Annotated in this window: 20 protein-coding genes, 1 tRNA gene and 1 riboswitch; of the genes, 16 read left to right on the top strand and 5 right to left on the bottom strand. The window is 65.8% G+C overall.

The annotated features are described in order from the left end of the window. Positions 1-4: 4 nt before the first annotated feature. Complete coding sequence (locus tag AC0NIL_RS16940) at positions 5-586, bottom strand: NuoB/complex I 20 kDa subunit family protein (RefSeq protein ID WP_013531090.1); 582 nt, start codon at positions 584-586, stop codon at positions 5-7. After that, the gene (locus AC0NIL_RS16935; protein ID WP_010910112.1) at positions 577-942 is read right to left on the bottom strand and encodes an NADH-quinone oxidoreductase subunit A; all 366 of its coding nucleotides are present in this window, start codon (positions 940-942) and stop codon (positions 577-579) included. The genes AC0NIL_RS16940 and AC0NIL_RS16935 overlap by 10 nt, the downstream gene beginning before the upstream one ends. 331 nt (positions 943-1,273) lie before the next feature. Between AC0NIL_RS16935 and AC0NIL_RS16930 the strand changes: the two genes are divergently transcribed. The 8 genes from AC0NIL_RS16930 to AC0NIL_RS16895 all read left to right on the top strand — a co-directional run bounded on the left by AC0NIL_RS16930 (position 1,274) and on the right by AC0NIL_RS16895 (position 11,252). Then, positions 1,274-2,473 (top strand): winged helix-turn-helix domain-containing protein, encoded by a 1,200-nt coding sequence (locus tag AC0NIL_RS16930; protein ID WP_275952788.1) that lies wholly within the window; start codon positions 1,274-1,276, stop codon positions 2,471-2,473. A gap of 30 nt (positions 2,474-2,503) precedes the next feature. After that, a riboswitch (cobalamin riboswitch) is annotated at positions 2,504-2,707 on the top strand. A 39-nt stretch (positions 2,708-2,746) separates the two neighbouring features. Continuing rightward, positions 2,747-3,175: a DUF1636 family protein gene (locus AC0NIL_RS16925; protein WP_013531088.1), complete on the top strand. Its 429-nt coding sequence runs from the start codon at positions 2,747-2,749 to the stop codon at positions 3,173-3,175. Between the two features lie 2 nt (positions 3,176-3,177). Continuing rightward, the gene (cobW, locus tag AC0NIL_RS16920) at positions 3,178-4,230 is read left to right on the top strand and encodes a cobalamin biosynthesis protein CobW (RefSeq protein WP_473573138.1); all 1,053 of its coding nucleotides are present in this window, start codon (positions 3,178-3,180) and stop codon (positions 4,228-4,230) included. A gap of 18 nt (positions 4,231-4,248) precedes the next feature. After that, positions 4,249-7,611, top strand: a complete 3,363-nt coding sequence (gene cobN, locus AC0NIL_RS16915; RefSeq protein WP_473573140.1) for a cobaltochelatase subunit CobN — start codon at positions 4,249-4,251, stop codon at positions 7,609-7,611. Continuing rightward, complete coding sequence (gene cobG, locus AC0NIL_RS16910; RefSeq protein ID WP_473573142.1) at positions 7,608-9,101, top strand: precorrin-3B synthase; 1,494 nt, start codon at positions 7,608-7,610, stop codon at positions 9,099-9,101. Before cobN ends, cobG begins: the two co-directional genes overlap by 4 nt. 2 nt (positions 9,102-9,103) lie before the next feature. Beyond that, positions 9,104-9,736, top strand: a complete 633-nt coding sequence (locus tag AC0NIL_RS16905; protein ID WP_024501368.1) for a precorrin-8X methylmutase — start codon at positions 9,104-9,106, stop codon at positions 9,734-9,736. Continuing rightward, positions 9,733-10,491, top strand: coding sequence for a precorrin-2 C(20)-methyltransferase (locus AC0NIL_RS16900; protein ID WP_473573144.1), 759 nt, complete (start codon positions 9,733-9,735; stop codon positions 10,489-10,491). Before AC0NIL_RS16905 ends, AC0NIL_RS16900 begins: the two co-directional genes overlap by 4 nt. Beyond that, positions 10,488-11,252: a precorrin-3B C(17)-methyltransferase gene (locus tag AC0NIL_RS16895; RefSeq protein ID WP_473573146.1), complete on the top strand. Its 765-nt coding sequence runs from the start codon at positions 10,488-10,490 to the stop codon at positions 11,250-11,252. Before AC0NIL_RS16900 ends, AC0NIL_RS16895 begins: the two co-directional genes overlap by 4 nt. Here AC0NIL_RS16895 and AC0NIL_RS16890 read toward each other — a convergent pair. After that, a complete protein-coding gene (locus tag AC0NIL_RS16890; protein ID WP_064993759.1) occupies positions 11,216-11,992 on the bottom strand; it encodes a cobalt-precorrin-6A reductase in 777 nt (258 codons plus the stop codon). The two genes, AC0NIL_RS16895 and AC0NIL_RS16890, sit on opposite strands and share 37 nt — an antisense overlap. A gap of 1 nt (position 11,993) precedes the next feature. Between AC0NIL_RS16890 and cbiE the strand changes: the two genes are divergently transcribed. From cbiE to cobT, 7 genes are read left to right on the top strand one after another with little or no spacing between them, the layout of a single operon-like run. Further along, positions 11,994-13,223, top strand: coding sequence for a precorrin-6y C5,15-methyltransferase (decarboxylating) subunit CbiE (cbiE, locus tag AC0NIL_RS16885; RefSeq protein ID WP_473573148.1), 1,230 nt, complete (start codon positions 11,994-11,996; stop codon positions 13,221-13,223). Then, positions 13,220-13,606, top strand: coding sequence for a cobalamin biosynthesis protein (locus AC0NIL_RS16880; protein ID WP_473573150.1), 387 nt, complete (start codon positions 13,220-13,222; stop codon positions 13,604-13,606). Before cbiE ends, AC0NIL_RS16880 begins: the two co-directional genes overlap by 4 nt. Continuing rightward, positions 13,603-14,367, top strand: a complete 765-nt coding sequence (cobM, locus tag AC0NIL_RS16875) for a precorrin-4 C(11)-methyltransferase (RefSeq protein ID WP_024501374.1) — start codon at positions 13,603-13,605, stop codon at positions 14,365-14,367. Before AC0NIL_RS16880 ends, cobM begins: the two co-directional genes overlap by 4 nt. Further along, a complete protein-coding gene (gene cobA / locus AC0NIL_RS16870) occupies positions 14,364-15,182 on the top strand; it encodes a uroporphyrinogen-III C-methyltransferase (RefSeq protein ID WP_063168247.1) in 819 nt (272 codons plus the stop codon). The genes cobM and cobA overlap by 4 nt, the downstream gene beginning before the upstream one ends. Continuing rightward, positions 15,179-16,492, top strand: coding sequence for a cobyrinate a,c-diamide synthase (locus AC0NIL_RS16865; protein WP_063168248.1), 1,314 nt, complete (start codon positions 15,179-15,181; stop codon positions 16,490-16,492). The genes cobA and AC0NIL_RS16865 overlap by 4 nt, the downstream gene beginning before the upstream one ends. A 3-nt stretch (positions 16,493-16,495) precedes the next feature. Next, entirely contained in the window at positions 16,496-17,272 is a 777-nt protein-coding gene (locus tag AC0NIL_RS16860; protein WP_473573151.1) for an adenosylcobinamide-GDP ribazoletransferase, read from the top strand. Between the two features lie 52 nt (positions 17,273-17,324). Continuing rightward, the gene (cobT, locus tag AC0NIL_RS16855; RefSeq protein ID WP_473573152.1) at positions 17,325-18,335 is read left to right on the top strand and encodes a nicotinate-nucleotide--dimethylbenzimidazole phosphoribosyltransferase; all 1,011 of its coding nucleotides are present in this window, start codon (positions 17,325-17,327) and stop codon (positions 18,333-18,335) included. A gap of 459 nt (positions 18,336-18,794) precedes the next feature. Here the strand turns inward: cobT and AC0NIL_RS16850 are convergent. Both AC0NIL_RS16850 and AC0NIL_RS16845 read right to left on the bottom strand, forming a co-directional pair. After that, positions 18,795-18,870 (bottom strand) — tRNA-Lys (locus AC0NIL_RS16850). Between the two features lie 106 nt (positions 18,871-18,976). Further along, positions 18,977-19,885: a PhzF family phenazine biosynthesis protein gene (locus AC0NIL_RS16845; protein ID WP_027160563.1), complete on the bottom strand. Its 909-nt coding sequence runs from the start codon at positions 19,883-19,885 to the stop codon at positions 18,977-18,979. 101 nt (positions 19,886-19,986) lie between these two features. Here AC0NIL_RS16845 and AC0NIL_RS16840 point away from each other — a divergent pair, with 101 nt between their 5' ends. Beyond that, positions 19,987-21,279, top strand: coding sequence for an efflux RND transporter periplasmic adaptor subunit (locus tag AC0NIL_RS16840; protein ID WP_275952778.1), 1,293 nt, complete (start codon positions 19,987-19,989; stop codon positions 21,277-21,279). Position 21,280 lies beyond the last annotated feature (1 nt).

Raw genomic sequence — 21,280 nt, 5'->3', positions numbered from 1 at the left:
GGATTTACCGTTCGATCGTGCCGGTGCGGCGGATCTTCTTCTGCAAGAGAAGAATGCCGTAGAGCAGCGCTTCGGCGCTCGGCGGGCAGCCGGGCACATAGATGTCGACCGGCACGATGCGGTCGCAGCCGCGCACCACCGAATAGGAGTAGTGGTAATAGCCGCCGCCATTGGCGCAGGAGCCCATCGAGATGACGTAGCGCGGCTCCGGCATCTGGTCGTAGACCTTGCGCAGCGCCGGCGCCATCTTGTTGGTCAGCGTGCCGGCGACGATCATGATGTCGGACTGGCGCGGAGACGCGCGTGGCGCGACACCGAACCGCTCCGAATCATAGCGCGGCATCGAGGTGTGGATCATCTCGACCGCGCAGCAGGCGAGGCCGAACGTCATGAACATCAGCGACCCGCTGCGCGCCCAGGTGATGAGCGCCTCGGTCGAAGTGACCAGAAAGCCCTTGTCGGCCAACTCGTTGTTGATCTCGAGGAAGAAGGGATCGTCCTCCCCCACCGGCCTGCCGGTGTTGGGATCGATGATGCCCTTGGGCTTCGGCGCGACGAGGGTGCCTGAACTGTCGTTCAATCCCATTCCAGCGCTCCTTTTTTCCATTCATAGGCAAAGCCGATGGTCAGCACCGCCAAAAAAACCATCATCGACCAGAAACCGAGCATTCCGATCTTCGAAAACGACACCGCCCACGGAAACAGGAAGGCTACTTCCAGGTCGAAGATGATGAACAGGATCGACACCAGGTAGAAACGGATGTCGAACTTCATGCGGGCGTCGTCGAACGAGTTGAAACCGCACTCGTAGGCGGAAAGCTTTTCGGGATCGGGATTGCGGTAGGCCACCAGGAAGGGCGCGGCCAGCAGCGCCAGGCCGACAACCAGCGCCACGCCTATGAACAGGACGATGGGCAGGTATGAGCTCAAGAGTGCGTTCATGCTCGGCTTTCCGTTGGCGCCAATCCACGTTGATTACAGCACCGGACCCTAATGCGGAAGCGTGACAGTTTAACCGCTGAACCGTTTTAAGGGCCTATGCTGCAACGCGGCGAGGGTTAGCGCAGCACTTCCAGCGAAGCAAGTCAAACCTTGTTCAAAACATCGACCTGGACGGCATATCGCGGCAAACTGGTCCGATCCGCTCCTGTTTGATTTCCTTCGCTTTTTACTCCACTTTTCTCTCCTGACATGAATGCTGCCAAAACCCTGCTAGCATGGGTTGGAATCAGCCATTCGACCCTCGGTCAAAACACTTCAAAGTGATACCTGCATGAAGGAAAAGATCTCGCTCCCGATGGCCCGGCGCATCGCCCTTGCCGCCCAAGGGTTCCTCGATCCTCGCCCGACCGGCACGCCCGACCGCCGGCATTTTGCCCGCACGCTCTCCCGCACCGGCCTGTTGCAGATCGATTCCGTCAGCGCGGTGGTGCGCGCTCATTATATGCCGCTCTATTCGCGCCTTGGCCCCTACCCGCTCGCTCTGCTCGACAACGCGGCCGTGACGCGCAAGCGCATGGTTTTCGAATATTGGGCGCACGAGGCCTCCTTCCTGCCGGTCGAGACATACCCGCTGATGCGCTGGCGCATGCAGCGCGCCGAGCGGGGCGAGGAAATGTATCTGGGTCTCGCCAAATGGGGCCGCGAACACGCCGCCTACATCGAAGAGATCTACCGCGAGGTCGCCGAGCGCGGCCCGATCGCCGCTTCCGCGCTGGAGGGCCAGAAAGGTTCGGGCGGCTGGTGGGGCTGGAGCCATGCCAAACACGCCTTCGAATGGCTGTTCTGGGCCGGCCGCATCACCACGGCGCACCGCCGCGGTTTCGAGCGCTTCTATGACCTGCCCGAGCGCGTGCTGCCGCAGGCGATCCTCGATCTGCCGGTGCCGACGCCTGAGGACGCGCACCGCGAATTGCTGCGCATTTCCGCCCGCGCCCACGGCGTGGCGACTTCAAGCGATTTGCGCGACTATTTCCGCCTGTCGCCGGCCGATATGAAAGGCCGGTTGGAGGAACTGGTTGAAACGGGCGAGTTGCTGCCGGTGCGTGTCGAAGGCTGGGACAAGCCGGCCTATCTTCACCGGGACGCCCGTCTGCCGCGCAAAGTCGAGGCCCGCGCCTTGCTGGCACCCTTCGATCCGGTCGTCTTCGAGCGCTCGCGCACCGAGCGGCTGTTCGATTTCCACTACCGCATCGAGATCTACACACCGGCCGACAAGCGGCAGTATGGCTATTATGTCCTGCCGTTCCTGCTCGGCGACCGGATCGTGGCGCGCATCGACCTCAAGGCAGATCGCCCGGCCAGCATACTGCGCGTCCATGCAGCCTATGCGGAGCCCGGTGCGCCGCCTGAAACTGCTGCGGAGCTGTTCGAGGAATTGAAGCAGATGCAAGGTTGGCTCGGGCTCGAACGCATCGAAGTGACGCCTGCCGGGGATTTGGGGCCGGCGCTGGCCGACATAGCCGTGTCGTAAGCTCGCGTTGACACCGCCGCCCGCAAAAGCCTAAATCCGGTTCCAGATGGTCCCTTGCCCGCAACGGCAAGGGCTAAGAGGGAATGCGGTGCGGGGCAAAATCCCAAATCCGCGGCTGTCCCCGCAACTGTAAGCGAAGAGCCAAGGCCGAAAGCCACTGGGAGTTCCCGGGAAGGCGGCTACCCAAGGCGATGACGCGCGAGCCAGGAGACCTGCCGTCTGCGACTGTAGAATCCGATCGCCCGGCGGGTTTCCGGGCAAGGAGCCCGATCTTTGGACCACGACAGCAGTTTTTCGGCTGGCACAGCGGATATTTCGTCCGGCCATGATGATGCCTTGGCCGGCGTCACCATCATCGTCTGCGGCTCCTGCCGCAATGAGACCGGCTCCGACGCTCATCCCCGCGCCGGCGAGTTGCTGACGGACGACACGCGCCGCGCCGCCGCTGGCGACGATATCCGCATCCGCAGCGTCGAATGCCTTGGCAATTGCAAGCGGCGCCTCAGCGCCGCGATCCTGCGCGACGGCTGCTGGAGCTATGTCTTCGGCGACCTGACCGCGACAAGCGGCGCCGACCTCGTGACAGGCGCAAAGCTCTTCGCCACCTCGAAAGATGGCCTGATCCCGTGGCGTGGCCGCCCCGATAGCCTCAAGCGCGGCCTCGTGGCCCGCATTCCACCCATCGACATGCTGAAGGACTGACCATGACTGCCCCAGATTCGTCTGCAAACCTCTCCCGCGTTCCCTGCACCGTCGTCACCGGCTTCCTCGGCGCCGGCAAGACGACGCTGGTCCGCCATCTCCTGGAAAACGCCGGCGGCAAGCGCATCGCCATCATCGTCAACGAATTCGGCGACATCGGCATCGATGGCGAGATCCTCAAGGGATGCAGCATCGACACCTGCCCCGAGGAAAACATCGTCGAACTGGCCAATGGCTGCATCTGCTGCACCGTTGCCGACGACTTCGTCCCGGCGCTCGACCAAATCCTGTCGCTGACGCCGAAGGTCGACCATATCCTGATCGAAACCTCGGGCCTGGCACTGCCCAAGCCGCTGGTCCAGGCCTTTCAGTGGCCGAGCGTGAAAAGCCGGGTGACCGTCGATGGCGTCATCGCCGTGGTCGACGGACCGGCATTGGCCGAAGGCCGCGTCGCCAACGACATGGAGGCCCTCCAGGCGCAGCGCGCCGGGGACGAGACGCTCGACCACGACGATCCGGTGGAAGAAGTGTTCGAGGACCAGATCGCCTGCGCCGACCTGATCATCCTGTCGAAGAGCGACCTGATGGACGCCGCCGGCACCGCCCGCGCCAATGCCATCATTGGCGAACACTCCGCCCGCGCAGTGAAGATCTTGCCGACGTCGCATGGCAAGGTCGATCCCTCCGTGCTGCTCGGGCTCGGTCTCGCCGTCGAGGACGACATCGAGAACCGCAAATCCCATCATGACGGCGCCTTCGACCACGAGCATGACGACTTCGACACCTTCATTGTCGACATAGCCTCGGTCGCCAATCCCGATGAACTGGCAAAACGCGTCGCCACGGTCGCAGAAGAAGAGAACGTGCTGCGTGTAAAAGGCTTCGTCGAGGTCGGCGGTAAGCCGATGCGGCTGTTGCTGCAGGCCGTCGGGCCGCGCGTCAATCATTACTATGACCGTGCCTGGACCGCTGAGGATGACCGCCGCTCGCGTCTCGTCGTCATCGGCCTGAAAGGGCTGAACCGCCCGGCGATCGAGCGTATACTCGCCGGCTGATTTCGGACACGGGTCGCGATGCACATCCTCACCACGACATCCGCCTCGCTCGACGACCTCGCCGAGCCGGTCGATCTGCGGCAGACGCCGGCGGATATCGTGGCCCTGTCCTTCACCGACAGCGACCTCGCCGGACTGGCGGCGGCGTGGAGGACCGATGCCGACCGCCTGCCCTCGATGCGGCTGGCCGCACTGCGCGACCTGCGCCATCCCATGTCCGTCGACCTCTGGGTCGACAGCGTCGCCCGCCATGCCAAGATCATCCTCGTGCGCATCCTCGGCGGCTACGACTGGTGGCGCTACGGCTGCGACCAGCTTGCCTCGACCGCCCGCGAACGCGGCATAAAACTGGCGCTGCTGCCCGGCGAATGCCGCGACGAGGATCTGCGCCTGATCGAAGCCTCGACGCTGCCGCGCGAGGAGTTGGACGGCCTGCTCGACTATTTCCGCGAGGGCGGCCCGGCGAATATGAGCGCACTGGTGCGGAAATTGGCGGGGTTGGCGGGACAGGATGCGGAAGTTATCGGCCCGGTGGTGGTGCCGAAAGCTGGTTTTTACGTGCCCGGATGTGGAGTTGTGGAGAAGCGGGACTTATCGAATGCTGGCGCTTACAACGTCAACTCTCCTATCATCCCCATCCTGTTCTATCGCTCGATGCTGCTGGCCGCCGATGTCGCGCCCATCGATGCGCTTGTTGAAGCGCTGCGGCAGCGCGGCATCGACCCAGTCCCGATCTTCGTCTCCAGCCTCAAGGACCCAACCTCCCTCGCCTTCGTGGAAACAGCACTGACGGCGCTGAAGCCCGCCGCCATCATCACCGCGACCGCTTTCGCCTCAGGCGCCGAACCCGGCATCGAAACGCTATTCGACCGCGCCGGCGTGCCTGTCTTCCAGGTCATCGTCGCCACCACCCGCCGCGACATCTGGCAAAACAACCAGCGTGGCCTGGCACCCGCCGACCTCGCCATGCATGTCGTGCTGCCCGAACTCGACGGCCGCGTCCTCGCCGGCGCCATTTCCTTCAAGGGCGAGACCGAGACCGATCCCGCACTCGGCCACCGCGCCTTCGCCAACCGGCCGGAACCGGATCGCGTGGCGCAGGTCGCTGACCGCGTCGCGGCCTTCATCAAGTTGCAGGAGACACCCCGCGCCGGGCGCAAGCTGGCCATCCTAATCCCGGATTACCCTAGCGCTCCTGGTCGAACCGGCTATGCCGTCGGCCTCGACGTGCCGTCCAGCGTGCTCGCCATGCTGCATGACCTGAAGGAGCAGGGCTATGTGATTGAGGGGATTCCGCAGACGCCGCGTGGGTTGCTGGATTTGCTGGAAGCCAGCGATACTGGATTGGCCTTAGATAACTACATTGCCTTCTCGACGGAGTTGCCGACTGCGGCAATTACTGCGGTCGAAGCCGCTTGGGGCAAAGCGGAAGACGAAACAGGTTTGCGCGGAAGCTTCCCCTTCCGCGCCGCCACCTTCGGCAACGTCACCATCGCCCTCGCCCCCGACCGCGGCCGCTCCGTCGACCGCCGCGCCGACTACCACGACCCGACGCTGCCCCCGCGCCATGCGCTGATCGCCTTCGGCCTCTGGCTGCGCAAGTCGCTCGGCGTCCACGCGCTGGTCCATGTCGGCGCCCATGGCACGCTTGAATGGCTGCCGGGCAAAACCGTTGCTCTGTCGGAAAACTGCTTTCCGGAGATCGTCACCGGTCCCCTGCCCGTCATCTATCCCTTCATCGTCTCCAACCCGGGCGAAGCGGCGCAGGCCAAGCGGCGCATTGCCGCCGTCACCCTTGGCCATTTGCCGCCACCGCTGACCGGCGCCGGGCTGGACGAAAACCAGCATAAGCTCGAGCGGCTGGTCGATGAATATGCCCAGGCCGACGGGCTCGACCGTCGCCGCCGTGACCGACTGGCGAAACTGATCGTCGACACCGCGCAAAAAACCGGCCTCGCCACCGAAGCCGGCGTCGCGAGAACCGATGCACCGGACGAGGCGCTGCGCCGCATCGACGCCTGGCTTTGCGATCTCAAGGATTTTGCCATCAAGGACGGGCTGCATATCTATGGCCGCGCTCCGGAGGATGAGCCCGACGCCATGCGGCGACAAAGCGCTGAAGCCGAGAAGACGGCGCTGCTTGCCGCGCTCGATGGCGGCCACGTCAAGGCCGGTCCGGCGGGCGCGCCTGCGCGCGGCCGCTCGGACGTCTTGCCCACCGGCCGCAATCTGTTCACCTCGGACCCGCGCACCATGCCGACGCCGACCGCCTATGATCTGGGCAAGGCCGCGGCGGAGGAAGTCGTGCGCGGCTACATGCAGTCGCATGGCGACTGGCCACGCTCGCTGGTCATCGATCTCTGGGGCTCGGCATCGCTGCGCACCGGCGGCGAGGAGATCGCTCAAGGCCTGGCGCTGATGGGCTGCCGGCCGCAATGGGATTTGGCCACCGGCCGCATCACCGGCATCGAAGTGCTGCCGCCGGCCACGCTCGGAAGGCCACGCGTCGATGTCACATGGCGCATATCGGGCCTGTTCCGCGACATGTTCCCGACCCAGATCGCGCTGATCGATGCCGCAGCCAACGCGGTTGCCGCGCGCGACGAGGACGATTCGGAAAACCCGCTCGCGGCCAAAACCCGCGCCGACGGCAAGATCAGCCCGCGCATCTTCGGCACCTCGCCGGGCACCTATGGCACCGGCGTCGAGGATCTCATGTCCTCCGGCGACTGGGCGGCACGCGACGAAATCGGCCGCGCCTATCTCGACGCTACATCGCACGCCTATGGCGGCGCCGGGGGCGAAGGCATCTCCGCGCCCGGCGCCTTCGAGGGCCGCATCGCCGAAGCCGATCTTCTCGTCCACACCGGCGACGACCCCGGCCGCGACATCCTCGAGGGCTCCGCCGATGTGGCCTTCATCGGCGGCTTTTCCGCAGCACTTGCGGCGCTCGGCAGGAATGCCGACGTCATCGTGCTCGACACCACGGACCCGCAAAAGCCGAAGCCACGCTCGATCAGTGAGGCCGTAGCGCGCGTCGTGCGTGCCCGCGCCGTCAATCCACGCTTCATATCAGGCCAGATGCGGCACGGCCCGCGCGGTGCCTCCGAATTCGCCGAAACCGTCGACCGGCTGGTCGGCTTCGCCGAAACCACGCACGCCATTTCGGGAACGCTGATCGAGGCGGTTCATGATGCCTATCTAGGCGATCCCATGGTCCGCGCCTTCATCCTGCGCGAGAACCCCGCCGCGGCAAAAATCATTGCCGAACGCTTCCTGTCGGCGCGCCGGCGTAGTCTCTGGCACCCCTTGCGCAATTCCATCGACGACGATCTCGCAGCCCTGATTGCCGAGGCAGAAGCGCTTGGAGTGGCGGCATGAACGCCTTCTCGCGCCGCGGCGCCTGTCCGGCTTTGTCGGCGCCGATGCAAACCGGCGACGGCCTGCTGGTGCGGCTCAACCCGGTCGCTGGGGGGATGTCGCCAGAGTCGTTGATCGGACTAGCCGAATCCGCTTTGCGGCACGGCAATGGCATCATGGAAGTCACCGCGCGCGGCAGTTTGCAGATACGCGGCCTGACGGCGGGTAGCGCGGCGCTGCTGGCGGCGGAGGTCGATGCGCTTGATATCGCGGTGCGCACCGGCGTTTCGGTCGAGACCGGGCCGCTGGCAGGCATCGATCCGCAGGAGGTCGCCGATCCGCGGCCTTTGGCTGAACGGATCAGGGCGGCGGTCGAAGAGGCTGGGCTCTCGCAACGGCTGGGGCCGAAGGTTTCGGTGATTGTTGAGGGTGGCGGACAGCTTGGGCTGGATGCAGTGACGGCAGATGTGCGACTTGCTGCAATGCGCACCGATGCGGGAGTTCGGTGGCGGGTGTCTGTCGCGGGTGACGGGCAGAATGCGAGGCCGCTGGCGTTTGCCGATCAAGGTGCGGCGCGCGATATTGCCGTTGCAGCTCTAAGGATGGTTGCAGAGAAAGGCCGCGAGGCTCACGCAAGGGATTTATCGGAGAGGCAATTAGTGTCTCTGGCGGGTTGGCTATGCTCGACGAGTTTGCGCGAGGCGCCCCGATCTGTCCTGCCGGACATCTCCCCCTCAGGGGGGGAGATTGGCAGCTTCGACGCCGGCTTTTCCTTAACAACACCGGAGATTGGCGAAACCATCGGTGACGGCGTAATCTCCCCCCTAGAGGGGGAGATGTCCGGCAGGGCAAAGGGGGGCGCCTCGCGCAAACCTATCGGCCTTTTCCCCTTAGCCGGCCACGCCACCGCCCTCGGCATCGCCCTGCCCTACGGCAGCATGCCGGCGGACAACATCATCGCCCTCGCCCAACACGCCCTCACCCTCGGTACAACCGAAATCCGCCTCGCCCCCGGTCGCGCCCTGCTCTTCCTCGGTCAGCCAACCGCCGCCAACCGCCCCCTCCAGCACACAGCCGCCACCCTCGGCTTCGTCATCGCCCCCACCGACCCGCGCACGCGCATTGCCGCTTGCCCGGGCATGCCGGCCTGCGCCTCCGGCCGCATCGCCACACGCGACATCGCCGAGACGATAGCCGCTGAAACAGCCGACATCCTCGACTTCACCCTTCACATTTCCGGCTGTGCCAAAGGCTGCGCCCACCCCGGTCCGGCAGCGCTGACGATCGTCGGCGGCGAAAATGGAGCCGGACTTGTCGTGAACGCGACGGCAAAGGCCCTTCCTGCCGGCTACAGGCCGGGCTATGACGCCGCGCGCGGCATCGGCCGCGTCGCGGCGATGATCCGCAGCACACGATATCAAGGTGAAACCGCCGCCGCTTGCCTGACAAGGCTCGGGCCGGCCGGTATCGCCGAGGCCTACCGACAGGCCCAAACTGAAAAACGGAAATGAGCATGGCCGCCTACGACTACATCCATGACGGCACGGCGATCTACGAGCGCTCCTTCGCCATCATCCGCGCCGAGGCCGATCTGTCGCGCTTCTCCGAAGCTGAGGCCGATGTCGCCATTCGCATGATCCATGCCTGCGGCCAGGTCGAAGCTTCAAATCATTTTGTGTTCTCCACCGATTTCGTTGCCGCCGCCCGCACCGCTTTGGCGGCCGGCGCGCCGATCTTCTGCGACGCGGAAATGGTCTCACATGGCGTCACCCGCGCCAGGCTGCCGGCGGGCAACGAGGTGATCTGCACCTTGCGCGACCCGCGTACGCACGACATCGCCAGGGAGATCGGCAACACCCGCTCGGCCGCCGCCATCGACCTCTGGGGCGAGCGCATGGCCGGCTCTGTGGTTGCCATCGGCAATGCGCCGACCGCGCTATTCTATCTCCTGGAAAAACTGCGCGATGGCGCACCGAAGCCGGCGGCCATCATCGGCATGCCGGTCGGCTTCGTCGGTGCGGCCGAATCCAAGGATGCGCTGGCCGAGAATTCCTACGGCGTTCCCTACGCCATCGTGCGTGGCCGGCTTGGCGGCAGTGCCATGACCGCCGCCGCGCTCAATTCATTGGCGAGGCCTGGCCTGTGAACGCCTTTCTCAAAGGCCACCTCGTTGGCGTCGGCACCGGTCCTGGCGACCCCGAACTGCTGACCCTAAAAGCCGCCCGCATCCTGGCCGAGGCCGATGTCGTGGCCTATTTCGCCAAGCGCGGCAACAACAGCAACGCCCGTGCCATCGTCGAAGCGCAGTTCCGGCCCGAAATGACGGAATTGCCGCTGCTCTATCCCGTCACAACCGAAATCGCCAGGGATCACGACGACTACCGCTCGCAGATCACGGCTTTCTACGAGGAGTCGGCCGAGAAGGTCGCCGAGCACCTCGAAGCCGGCAGAATGGTTGCGGTGCTGTCGGAGGGCGACCCGCTGTTCTACGGCTCTTACATGCATCTGCATGTGCGCCTCGCCCATCGTTTTCCGACCGAAGTCATCCCCGGCGTCACCGCCATGTCCGGCTGCTGGTCGCAGACCGGTATTCCGATCGTCCAGGGCGATGACGTGCTCACCGTGCTGCCGGGCACGCTGAGCGAGTTCGAACTGACCCGCCGGCTCGCCGACACCGATGCCGCCGTGATCATGAAGGTCGGCCGCAACCTGCCCAAGATCAGGCGGGCGCTGGAGGCTACGGCCAAGCTGTCGCGCGCCGTCTATGTCGAGCGCGGCACCATGGCCGGCAGCGTCTCGATGAAGCTTGCCGACAAAAAGGACGACAAGGCACCCTACTTCGCCATCGTGCTGGTCGCCGGCTGGTCCGGCCGCCCCGGCGCCGTGGGAGCGCAGGTATGAGTGGCCGTCTCATCGTCATCGGCCTTGGCCCCGGCAACGCCGATCAGGTCACCCCGGAAGCCAGCCGCGCTGTCGCCGAGGCGAAATTCTTTTACGGCTACAAACCCTATCTCGACCGGCTGGACCTGCGCCCGGACCAGACCCGCGTCGCTTCCGACAACCGCGAGGAACTCGCCCGCTCCAAGGACGCATTGAGCAAGGCCGCAGAGGGCCATGAGGTCGCCGTGGTCTCCGGTGGCGATCCCGGCGTGTTCGCCATGGCGGCGGCCGTCTGCGAGGCGATCGAGGCCGGTCCGGTCGAATGGCGCGCGGTCGATGTCGCCGTGGTGCCCGGCATCACCGCCATGCTGGCGGTTGCCGCCCGCATCGGGGCGCCGCTCGGCCATGATTTCTGCGCCATCTCGCTCTCCGACAATCTAAAGCCATGGGAATTGATCGAACTGCGCCTGCTGGCGGCGGCCGGTGCCGGCTTCGTCATCGCGCTTTACAACCCGATCAGCAAGGCCCGCCCCTGGCAACTCGGCCGCGCCTTCGAGTGCCTGACCGCCATCCTGCCGGGCACCACGCCGGTAATCTTCGGCCGCGCCGCCGGTCGCCCGGACGAGCGTATCGAGGTCTACCTGCTGGCCGATGTCGAGGCTGAAAAGGCGGACATGGCGACCTGCATCATCATCGGCTCGCCGGAAACCAGGATTATCAAGCGCACGGAGAAGCCGGCGCTGGTCTACACGCCGCGCTCGTCCACGGGACGGACAAAATGATCGACCCCAAATCGATCGACAATGGCGGCCAGCGCTTCGACGGTTTCAGCCGAGGGCACGTCCGGCAGATCAGGCCTGCGGATCATGACCACCTCGATGCCAAGCGCCCGCGCCGAGGCGATCTTGCCAAAGGTCGCCTCGCCGCCGCTGTTCTTGGACACCACGACATCGATGCGGTGCCTTTCGAGCAACGCGCGTTCCTCCGCGTCGCGAAACGGGCCACGGGCCAACAGATATTCGGCGTCGGGCACGGCCAGCTTCGGCTCGACCGGATCGACACTGCGAATGAGATAGTGGTGCTGGGGCGCTGCTTCGAAAGCCGCAACCTCTTGCCGGCCCAGTGCCAGAAACACGCGGCGCGGCGCCGGTCCAAGCGCTTGCGCGGCATCGCCGACCGTACCGACCAACGTCCAGCGGTCGCCTTCGGCAGGCTCCCAGCCGGGACGCCGCAGGGCAAGGATCGGCACGCCGGCCATGCGCGCGGCTTGTGCGGCATTGGCGGAGATTTGCGCCGCATAGGGATGCGTGGCGTCGATCAGCAGATCGGTGGCCGTTTCCGTGAGGTAAGCGGCCAGCCCGTCGGCGCCGCCAAAGCCTCCGCTTCGCACCGGCACGCCTTGCGCGACCGGGCTTTCGGTGCGGCCGGCCAGCGACAGCGTGACCGAGGCACGCGCCGCCAGTTTTCCGGCCAGTTGCCGCGCTTCGGTGGTGCCGCCGAGGATCAGGATACGGTGGGTCATTATGCCTGCTGAGCGTCAATCGCGAGCCGCCTGGCTGACAGTCGTCGGCATCGGCGAGGACGGTTTAGCGGGTCTCGGCGACGAGGCCAAGCAGCGGATTGCCCAGGCTGAGATCATCTTCGGCGGCAAGCGGCACCTCGCCCTTGTCGCTTCCTTCGCCAAGGGCGAGCCGCGCCCATGGCCGGTTCCCTTCGATGCCGAGATGGCTGACGTGCTGGCGCTTGCCGGCAGGAACGTCTGTGTGCTCGCGTCCGGCGATCCGTTCTTCCATGGCGTCGGCGCCACGCTCGCCCGCAAGGTCAAGGCGCAGGAGATGCACGTTATCCCCGCGCCTTCAGCCGTTTCACTGGCGGCCGCCCGGCTCGGCTGGGCGCTGCAGGATATCGAAACCGTCTCGCTGCACGGCCGGCCGCTCGACCTGATCCGGCCACTGCTGCAGCCAGGCGCGCGCATCCTGGCGCTGACCTCGGATGCAGAGGCTCCCGCGGCGATTGCCCGCCTGCTCGCGGAACTCGACTTCGGCGCATCGCGGCTGACAATCCTGGAGGCGTTGGGTGGGCCAAGCGAGACCCAGCGCTCGGTCCGCGCCGATGCCTTCGACCTCGAAAACCTCAATCCGCTCAACGTGCTGGCGGTCGAAGTTGAATCCGGTCCGGACGCGCGCGTGCTGCCGCTCACATCAGGCCTTGCCGATCACCTGTTCGACCATGACGGCCAGATCACCAAGCGCGAAATCCGCGCGATCACCCTGTCGGCGCTGGCGCCGCGGCGCGGCGAGTTGCTGTGGGACATCGGCGCCGGCTCCGGTTCCATCGGCATCGAATGGATGCTGGCCCACCCTTCCATGCGCACTTTTGCCATCGAGGCCGATCCGGTGCGCGCTGCCCGTATTGGCCACAACGCCGCCGCTTGTGGCGTTCCCGGCCTTGTCGTGGTCGAAGGCAGCGCGCCGAAGGCGCTTGCCAGACTGGACACGCCAGACGCGATCTTCATCGGCGGTGGCGGCAGCGATGCCGGTGTCTTGAACGCTGCCATCAAGGCCCTGCACACTGGCGGCCGTCTCGTGGCAAACGCGGTGACGCTGGAGATGGAAGCCCTGCTTCTTGCCCAACATACGAAGCTCGGCGGCGATCTCACGCGTATAAATATCTCCCGGGCCTCGCCGGTCGGCTCGATGCAGGCCTGGCGGCCGGCCATGCCAGTGACGCAATGGAGCTGGGTGAAGTCATGATGGTCGCAGGCATAGGCTGCCGAAAGGGCGTGGGCGTCGAAGCCGTGCTTGCGGCGATCGAAACGGCGCTGGAGGCGCATGGGTTGGCGATGACGGCGCTGTCGGCACTGGCGACTGCCGCGTTCAAGAAGGATGAAGAAGCGATCGCCGCCGCTGGCCGCACGCTGAGTCTTCCCGTCATCGTCGTCGACGACTCAGCACTTCAAGCTGCCTCGTCGGATACGCTCAGCCATTCCGATCTCTCGCAGGATGTTGCCGGCACACCATCGGTCTCCGAGGCGTCCGCCCTCGCCGTGGCCGGCACAGGCGCAAAACTGCTTGGCCCCCGCACCGTGCTCGGCCCGGTCACCTGCGCCATCGCCATCAGCGGAGATGCGCCATGACCGTTCATTTCATCGGCGCCGGTCCAGGTGCGGCCGACCTCATCACGCTACGCGGCGCAAGGCTTTTGGCAAACTGCCCGGTTTGCCTGCATGCCGGCTCGATCGTCGCGCCCGAATTGCTGCAGCACTGCGCGCCGGGGACAAAGCTGGTCGACACCGCGCCGATGTCGCTCGACGAGATCGAGGCCGCCTATCTCGAGGCGCACAAATCAGGCCAGGATGTCGCCCGCCTGCATTCCGGCGACCTGTCGGTATGGAGCGCGGTCGCCGAACAGATCCGCCGGCTGGAAAAGCACGGCATCCCTTATACGCTGACGCCGGGCGTCCCCTCCTTCGCCGCCGCCGCCGCCGCACTTCGCCGCGAGCTGACCATTCCCGAAGTGGCGCAAAGCCTTGTGCTGACCCGCATTTCCGGGCGCGCCTCAAAAATGCCGCCCGGCGAGACGCTGGCCGGCTTCGGCCGCACCGGCGCCACGCTCGCTATTCATCTGGCCATCCACGCCATCGATCGCGTCGTCGCCGAACTGACGCCGCACTATGGCGGCGATTGCCCGGTGGCGGTCGTCTTCCGCGCTTCCTGGCCGGACGAGCGCGTGCTGACCGGCACGCTGGCGACCATCGAGGCACAGCTCGCCGCCGATCCGATGGAGCGCACGGCGATCATCTTCGTCGGCCGCTCGCTGGCGGCGCGAGGTTTTGGCGAGAGTTCATTATACGACGCCCATTATCAGCGGCGTTTTCGCGGACGGGACGGATTGTGAGCGGCAGCACCAAAAACACCGGCGAAAACGCCACGCTCGAAAAAGCCTTGTCCCGGCTGAACTTCAAGCCGCGCCAACTGGAGCCGGGCCATGTCTGGCTGGCCGGCGCCGGCCCCGGCGACCCCGGCTGCCTGACCCTGGAAGTGCTGGCGGCGCTGGCCGAGGCGGATGCGCTGGTCTACGACGCACTGGTGTCCCCTGACATTGTCGCAGTTGCGGAGAATGCCGAGCTTTTCTTTGCCGGCAAGCGCGGCGGCAAACCGTCGATGAAACAGGACGACATCACCGCCCTGCTGGTCCGGCTCGCACGCGAAGGCCGCCGCGTCGTCAGGCTGAAGGGCGGCGATCCCTATATTTTCGGCCGTGGCGGCGAAGAAGCTCTGGCGCTGGCGCGGGAAAGTATCCCGTTCCGCGTCCTGCCCGGCCTGACCTCGGGCCTCAGTGCGCTGGCCGCGACCGGCATCCCCGCCACTATGCGCGGCATCAACAAGGCGGTGATCCTGGCGACCGGCCACGCCGCCGGCACCGATGACGATCTCGACTGGGCGGCGATCGCCCGCACCGGCCAGCCTGTCGTCGTCTATATGGGCATGGCCAATCTGCCCTTGATATCAGCCGCCCTTCTCGATGGCGGGCTGGCGCCGTCGACACCGGCGGCTGTGATCGTCGCCGCGACGACGCCGCAGGAGCGGACCGTCGTCGCCACGCTCGCCACCATTGCCGAGGAAGCTGCGGCCGCCGGTCTGGCCTCGCCGGCGCTGATCGTCGTTGGCGGCATCGTTGCCATGCGCGCGGCCCTGGCGGGGCAAGCATGACGGCCCGCGCCATCATCATCGGCGCGCCGCGCTCCGGCTCCGGCAAGACCAGCGTCACCATCGGCATCCTGCGGGCGCTGACCCGGCGCGGGCTGAAGGTGCGCGGCGCCAAATCCGGGCCCGACTATATCGACCCCGGCTTCCACACCGCCGCCACGGGCCTCTCCGGTGTCAATCTGGACAGCTGGGCGATGCCGCCATCGCTGCTCAACGCGCTTGCCGCGCAAGCCGCCGATGACACCGATTTCGTCATCCTGGAAAGCGCCATGGGCCTGTTCGACGGGATACCCGCGGCTCCCGGCCGAACCGGCTCGGCGGCCGACCTGGCGCGGCTCTATGGCCTGCCGGTGCTGCTTGTGCTCGACGTCTCCGGCCAGTCGACTACGGCGGCGGCTGTCGCCAAGGGTTTTGCCACCTATGATCCTGACGTGCGCATGGCCGGTGTCGCGCTCAATCGGCTGGGCAGCGAGCGGCACCGCAAGCTGTGCAGCGAGGCCATCGAGGCGATCGGCCTGCCGGTCGTCGGCGCCATCCTGCGCGATCCCACGCTGAACCTGCCCGAGCGGCATCTCGGCCTTGTCCAGGCTGGCGAATATGACGACCTGATGGCGCATCTCGACCGGCTGGCCGACATGGCGGAAAAGTCGCTCGATCTCGATGCGATCATGGCCCTGGCGACGCCCCTCACCCCGGCGCCCGGCGGTTTCGACGACGCGCTGGCGCCGCCGGGCCAACGCATCGCGCTGGCCGAGGATGCCGCCTTCACCTTCCTCTATCCGCATGTCGCCGCCTACTGGCGCAAGGCGGGTGCGGAAATCGTCCCGTTCTCGCCGCTCGTCGACGAAGCGCCCGACGGGACCTGCGACGTTTGCTGGCTGCCGGGCGGCTATCCCGAGCTTCACGCCGGCAAGCTCGCCGCCGCCGCGACTTTCCGCGCCGGCATGGCGCGTTTCGCCGCGACGAAGCCCATCCATGGCGAGTGCGGTGGCTTCATGGTGCTCGGCGAAGCCCTGGAGGACGCGTCGGGCGAAACGCATGCGATGCTCGGCCTGCTCGGCCATGCCACCAGCTTCGCCAGGCGCAAGATGAACCTCGGCTACCGCGAGGCGCGGCTGCGTGCCGATTGTCCGCTGGGTGCACAGGCCGCGCTGATCCGGGGCCACGAATTCCACTATGCGCAGATGACGGCCACCGGCAATGACGAGCCGCTGGCCGACCTTGCCGACGGCCAGGGCAATCCGATCGGCGCCTCGGGCTACCGGCGCGGCCATGTCAGCGGCACCTTCTTCCATGCGATCGCGAGGGGCTAGAGCATGAAATTCGGGAATCTGGCCCTTTCACCACGGCAGGCCGTCGACGACATCGCGCTCTGCCTGGTCTTCTTCACCAGGCTGCCGCTGCCCGTCTTCGATTTTCGCGGCCGCAGCCTTGCCGCGGCGATCTGGGCCGCCCCCATCGCCGGTCTCGTCGTCGGCCTGATCGGCGCCATCGTTTTTGCCACGGCGGAACGGTTCGGCCTTGCCATGGGGCCGGCGGCCGCACTTGCCTTTGTGGCAACCCTGCTCACCACCGGCTGCCTGCATGAGGACGGCCTGTCCGACGTCGCCGACGGTTTTGGCGGCGGCAAATCGCGCGGCCGCAAACTTGAGATCATGCGCGACAGCCTCATCGGCGCCTATGGTGCGGCGGCGCTGGCTCTGTCGCTGCTGGTCCGCTGGAGCGCGCTGTCGGAGTTCGTCGATCCCATACAGGCCCTGTTTGCCCTCCTGGCCGCACACGCGGCCTCGCGCGGCCTGCTTGGCGCCTTCATGCATCTCTTGCCTCCAGCGCGCGTCGACGGCCTCTCGGTCGACGCCGGCACCGTCTCGCAGGAAACCGCCATAGCCGGCGCCTTGCTCGGCGCGATCCCGCTTCTCTTGCTCGGGCTGGGCGGCGCCGTCTTCGCGCTGATCCTGCTTGGCCTGCTGTTTGCCGCATTCCGCGCCCTTTGCTTCAACCAGATCGAGGGCCAGACCGGCGACACGATCGGCGCCTTGCAGCAGGCAAGCGAGATCGCGGTGCTGCTCGTCGCTTCCGTAGCGCTTTCCTGATCCCTTTGGCCTGATCCCCATGGCCTGATTCCTTTTCGGAGACTTTGCCCCCATGTCCTTCAAGTCCCTTAGTGAATTGCGCGCCGCCTGCCTCGACCTGCCGGCTGGCAGCGATGCCGCGGCCAATGCGGTCGCACGCCGCCAGGACACGCTGACCAAGCCGCAAGGCAGCCTCGGCCGGCTCGAGACCATCGCCGCGTGGCTGGCGCGCTGGCAGGGCCGCGACATGCCGAAACTCGACCACGTGAAGGTTTTCGTCTTCGCCGGCAACCATGGCGTCACCGCGCAAGGCGTGTCGGCCTATCCCTCGGAAGTCACCGTGCAGATGGTGGCGAACTTCGCCGGCGGTGGTGCCGCCATCAACCAGCTTGCCCGCATGGCCGGCGCCGAACTCGACGTCATTCCGCTCGATCTCGACCATCCGACCGGCGACTTCACCCAAGGTCCGGCAATGGACGAAGCGGCCTTTCTGGCGGCGGTCTCGGCCGGCTATGATGCGGTGACGAAGGATCTGGACCTTATCTGCTTCGGCGAAATGGGTATCGGCAACACGACGCCGGCAGCGGCCATTTCAGCAGCCCTGTTCGGTGGCGGTGCGGAAAAATGGACCGGACGCGGCACCGGCGTCGACGATGCCGGCTTGAAGCGCAAGGTGGCCGCCATCGAAGCCGGCCTGAAGCGCCACGCCGCAGCCCTCGCCGATCCGCTTGGCATTGCTGCCGCACTCGGCGGCCGCGAACTCGCCGCCATCTTCGGCGCGACGCTCGCCGCCCGCCATCTGGGCATACCCGTGCTGCTCGACGGCTTCGTCTGCACCGCCGCCGCAGCCCCGCTGGCAAAGCTGCATCCAACCGGCCTCGCCCACACCATCGCAGCCCATGTCTCCGCTGAGTCAGGCCATCGCGGCCTGCTCGAAGCGCTCGGCCTGCCGCCGCTGCTCGATCTCGGCATGCGGCTCGGCGAAGGCTCCGGCGCCTGCCTCGCCGTCAACATCGTCCGCTCGGCGCTGGAGTGCCATGCCCGCATGGCGAGTTTTGCAGAGGCTGGCGTGTCGGAGAAGTAGTTATTCATTCCCCGTATCGGCCGACAAAGATGCCGTTGTCACGACAAAGGGGGCATCTTACCGCAACGGCGATTCTCAAACAGATTTTCGTGGATGAATTTCATCCTGCCGCAGCTGCGGTGTTATCGCCGGGGCGGTCGCTGTTGTGTCCCGTCACAGCAGCTATTCAAGTCATGGCCCGATCGACACCGGCATTTTCGTTGTCTTCCTGGTCTTCTTCTGGTGGCTCGTCAGCGATTTCTCCGGGGGAAAAGACGGAACTGGCGCCAACGAAGCTGCAGCCGGGGAAAGGAGCCTTGCTTTTCGATTCGGCCGGTTTCTGACCCGCATTTTCCAACGCGGCTGAATCGCCAGAAGATCCGGATAGCGCGTTTGAAGAATCACGGTCGGACAGCCTTGCCCGAGATGCGCCAAACGCGTCTCGCTTTCAGGGTCTTTCCACCAACTCTTCTAGGAATTTGGTGGGTGCGCACAGGATTGAACTGTGGACCCGCTGATTAAGAGTCAGCTGCTCTACCAACTGAGCTACGCACCCACTCGGCCGGCAAAAACCGGCGTTGGCGGGCATATAGCCGCCACCATCGGTCCTGTCCAGCCCTGCCGGAATCATTTCCCGACAAATCGACCGAGCATGCGTTCGATCAAACGAACAGCTTGCCCTCCGCCACCTTGATTGCGTTGCCGCCGATGCGCGCCGAGGCCAGTTTTCCGCCTTGCACGGTCAGTTCGAGGCGGATGCGCGATGGCCGGCCCATCTCCAGCCCCTGCTCGATCCACAGCTGTGAAATGCCATCGGTCGGCGCGTCGAAATGCATGATGGCGCCGGCAAAGGCGGCTGCCGCCGAGCCGGTCGCCGGATCCTCATAGGAAGGCGTGCCAGGCACGATCATGCGCACATGGAAGGCGCTTTCGTGGTTCACCGTTTCGCGGCAGTAGACATAGGGGCTGGCGAAGGCCCACTCGCTCTTGCGCGGCGCCAGTTCCGACCATGCCTGGTTGTCCAGCCGGATGCGACCCGCCGCCTCGAGATTGGCAACCGGGATGGTGACGTAGGGCACGCCCGCCGACCAGAACGCGACGCGGTGATTCTCGAAGCCGATCTCATGCGGCGTCAACCCAAGCGCGGCACCGATCGCCTCCGGATCGGCATCGAGCTTCAGCGGCTCCGGCAGCTTGGCCAGGTCGAACTCGGCAAAAGTGTTGCCGTCATGCTTGCTGACGGCGCACCGCACCGGACCGATGTTTTCCTCCAGCACGAAGATGCCGGCGCCGCCCTCCTCCGCAAGTTCGGCCAGCGCGATCGCGGCGCCGACCGTCGGATGGCCGGCGAACGGCATTTCATAGTCGGGCGTGAAGATGCGGATGCGGTTTTTGTGCTTGGGATTGTCCGGCGGCAGGACGAACACCGATTCGGACAGGTTGAATTCGCGCGCGATGGCCTGCATCGCGGCCGTGTCCAATCCCTTGCTGTCCAGCACGACGGCCAAAGGATTGCCGGCCAGTCGCTCGGTCGTAAACACATCGTAAAGCAAGTAATTCCGGGTTTTCATTCCTGCCTCAATCCCAACATGGGCGAAATTTAATTTGATATTTGAACCGGTAAGCCTGATCTGTGCACAGATAGGGACATTGCGCATTATAGGGGTCCAGCGTGGACCAGATTGTCAATCTGCCAAAGACGGAATCGGATTCCGCCATCGAGACGGCGCTTGGGCTCGACCAGACAGGCCGGCGCAGATCGCGCCGTCGTGGGTGGCTCTATGCGTTGCTGGCGCTGATCGTGCTCGTCGCCGCGCTTGGCGTCTATCAATGGTATGCCGGCTCGCCGGCCAGGATTGACTACACCACAGTGCCTGCCGCCAAGGCCGACCTCACAGTCGCGGTGTCGGCGACCGGCACGCTGCAACCACTCACCCAAGTCGATATTTCAAGCGAACTGTCCGGCATCATCCGCTCGGTCTCGGCCGAGGAGAACCAGCAGGTCAAGAAGGGTGACGTGCTGGCGACACTCGACACGGTGAAACTCGAAGTCCAGATCGAGCGCGCCGAAGCTTCGGCCAAGGCCGCCGCCGCCAATGTCGAGGACGCCGCGGTTACGCTGGCCGAAAACGAGAAGGCGCTTGTCCGCGCCGCAGCGCTCACCAAGCGCGGAATGGCGACCGACCAGTCGCTTGAAGCAGCAACCGCCACGCGCGACCGTTCCAAGGCAGCTCTCGACAGTGCGCAGGCCAACCTCGCCATCGCCCAGGCCGACCTCAAGGCGCAGCAGACCGACCTTGCCAAGAGCACAATCTATGCGCCGATCGACGGCATCGTTTTGACGCGCTCGGTCGATCCCGGCCAGACGGTCGCCTCCTCGCTGCAGGCGCCGGTGCTGTTCATCATCGCCGCCGATCTCAGGAACATGGAACTGGTGGCGGCGGTCGACGAGGCCGACATCGGTGCGGTCAAATCCGGCCAGCATGCCCGCTTCACCGTCGATGCCTTCCCCGAGCGGCCGTTCGATGCCGAGATCCGCGACATCTCCTATGCCTCGGTCACCACCGACGGCGTCGTCACCTACAATGCGCGGCTCGAGGTCGACAACAACGAGCTGCTGCTGCGGCCCGGCATGACCGCCACCGTTTCGGTCGTCACCAAGCAGGCCAAGGACGTGCTCACCGTACCGGCCACCGCCTTCCGCTATCGTCCTGCCCAGCAGGCCGCACGCGGCTGGAGCCTCAGCGACCTGTTCACCGGCCGCATGGGCCGCCCCGGCGGCAACCGCCAGCGCCAGGCCGCCACAGTGCCCACCGACGGCTCGCGCACGCTCTATGTGCTGGAGAACGGGCGTCCGCACCCGGTCAACGTCAAGATCGGCTCGACCGACGGCGAACTGACCGAGATCATTTCTGGCCTCGACGAAGGCGCACAGGTCATCACCGCGTCGCAGCAGCGGAGCTGAT

It is taken from the genome of Mesorhizobium sp. WSM1343, from assembly GCF_055901535.1.
The sequence above is the reverse complement of the archived record's forward strand: the minus strand, read 5'-3'. Positions and strand labels throughout refer to the sequence as shown.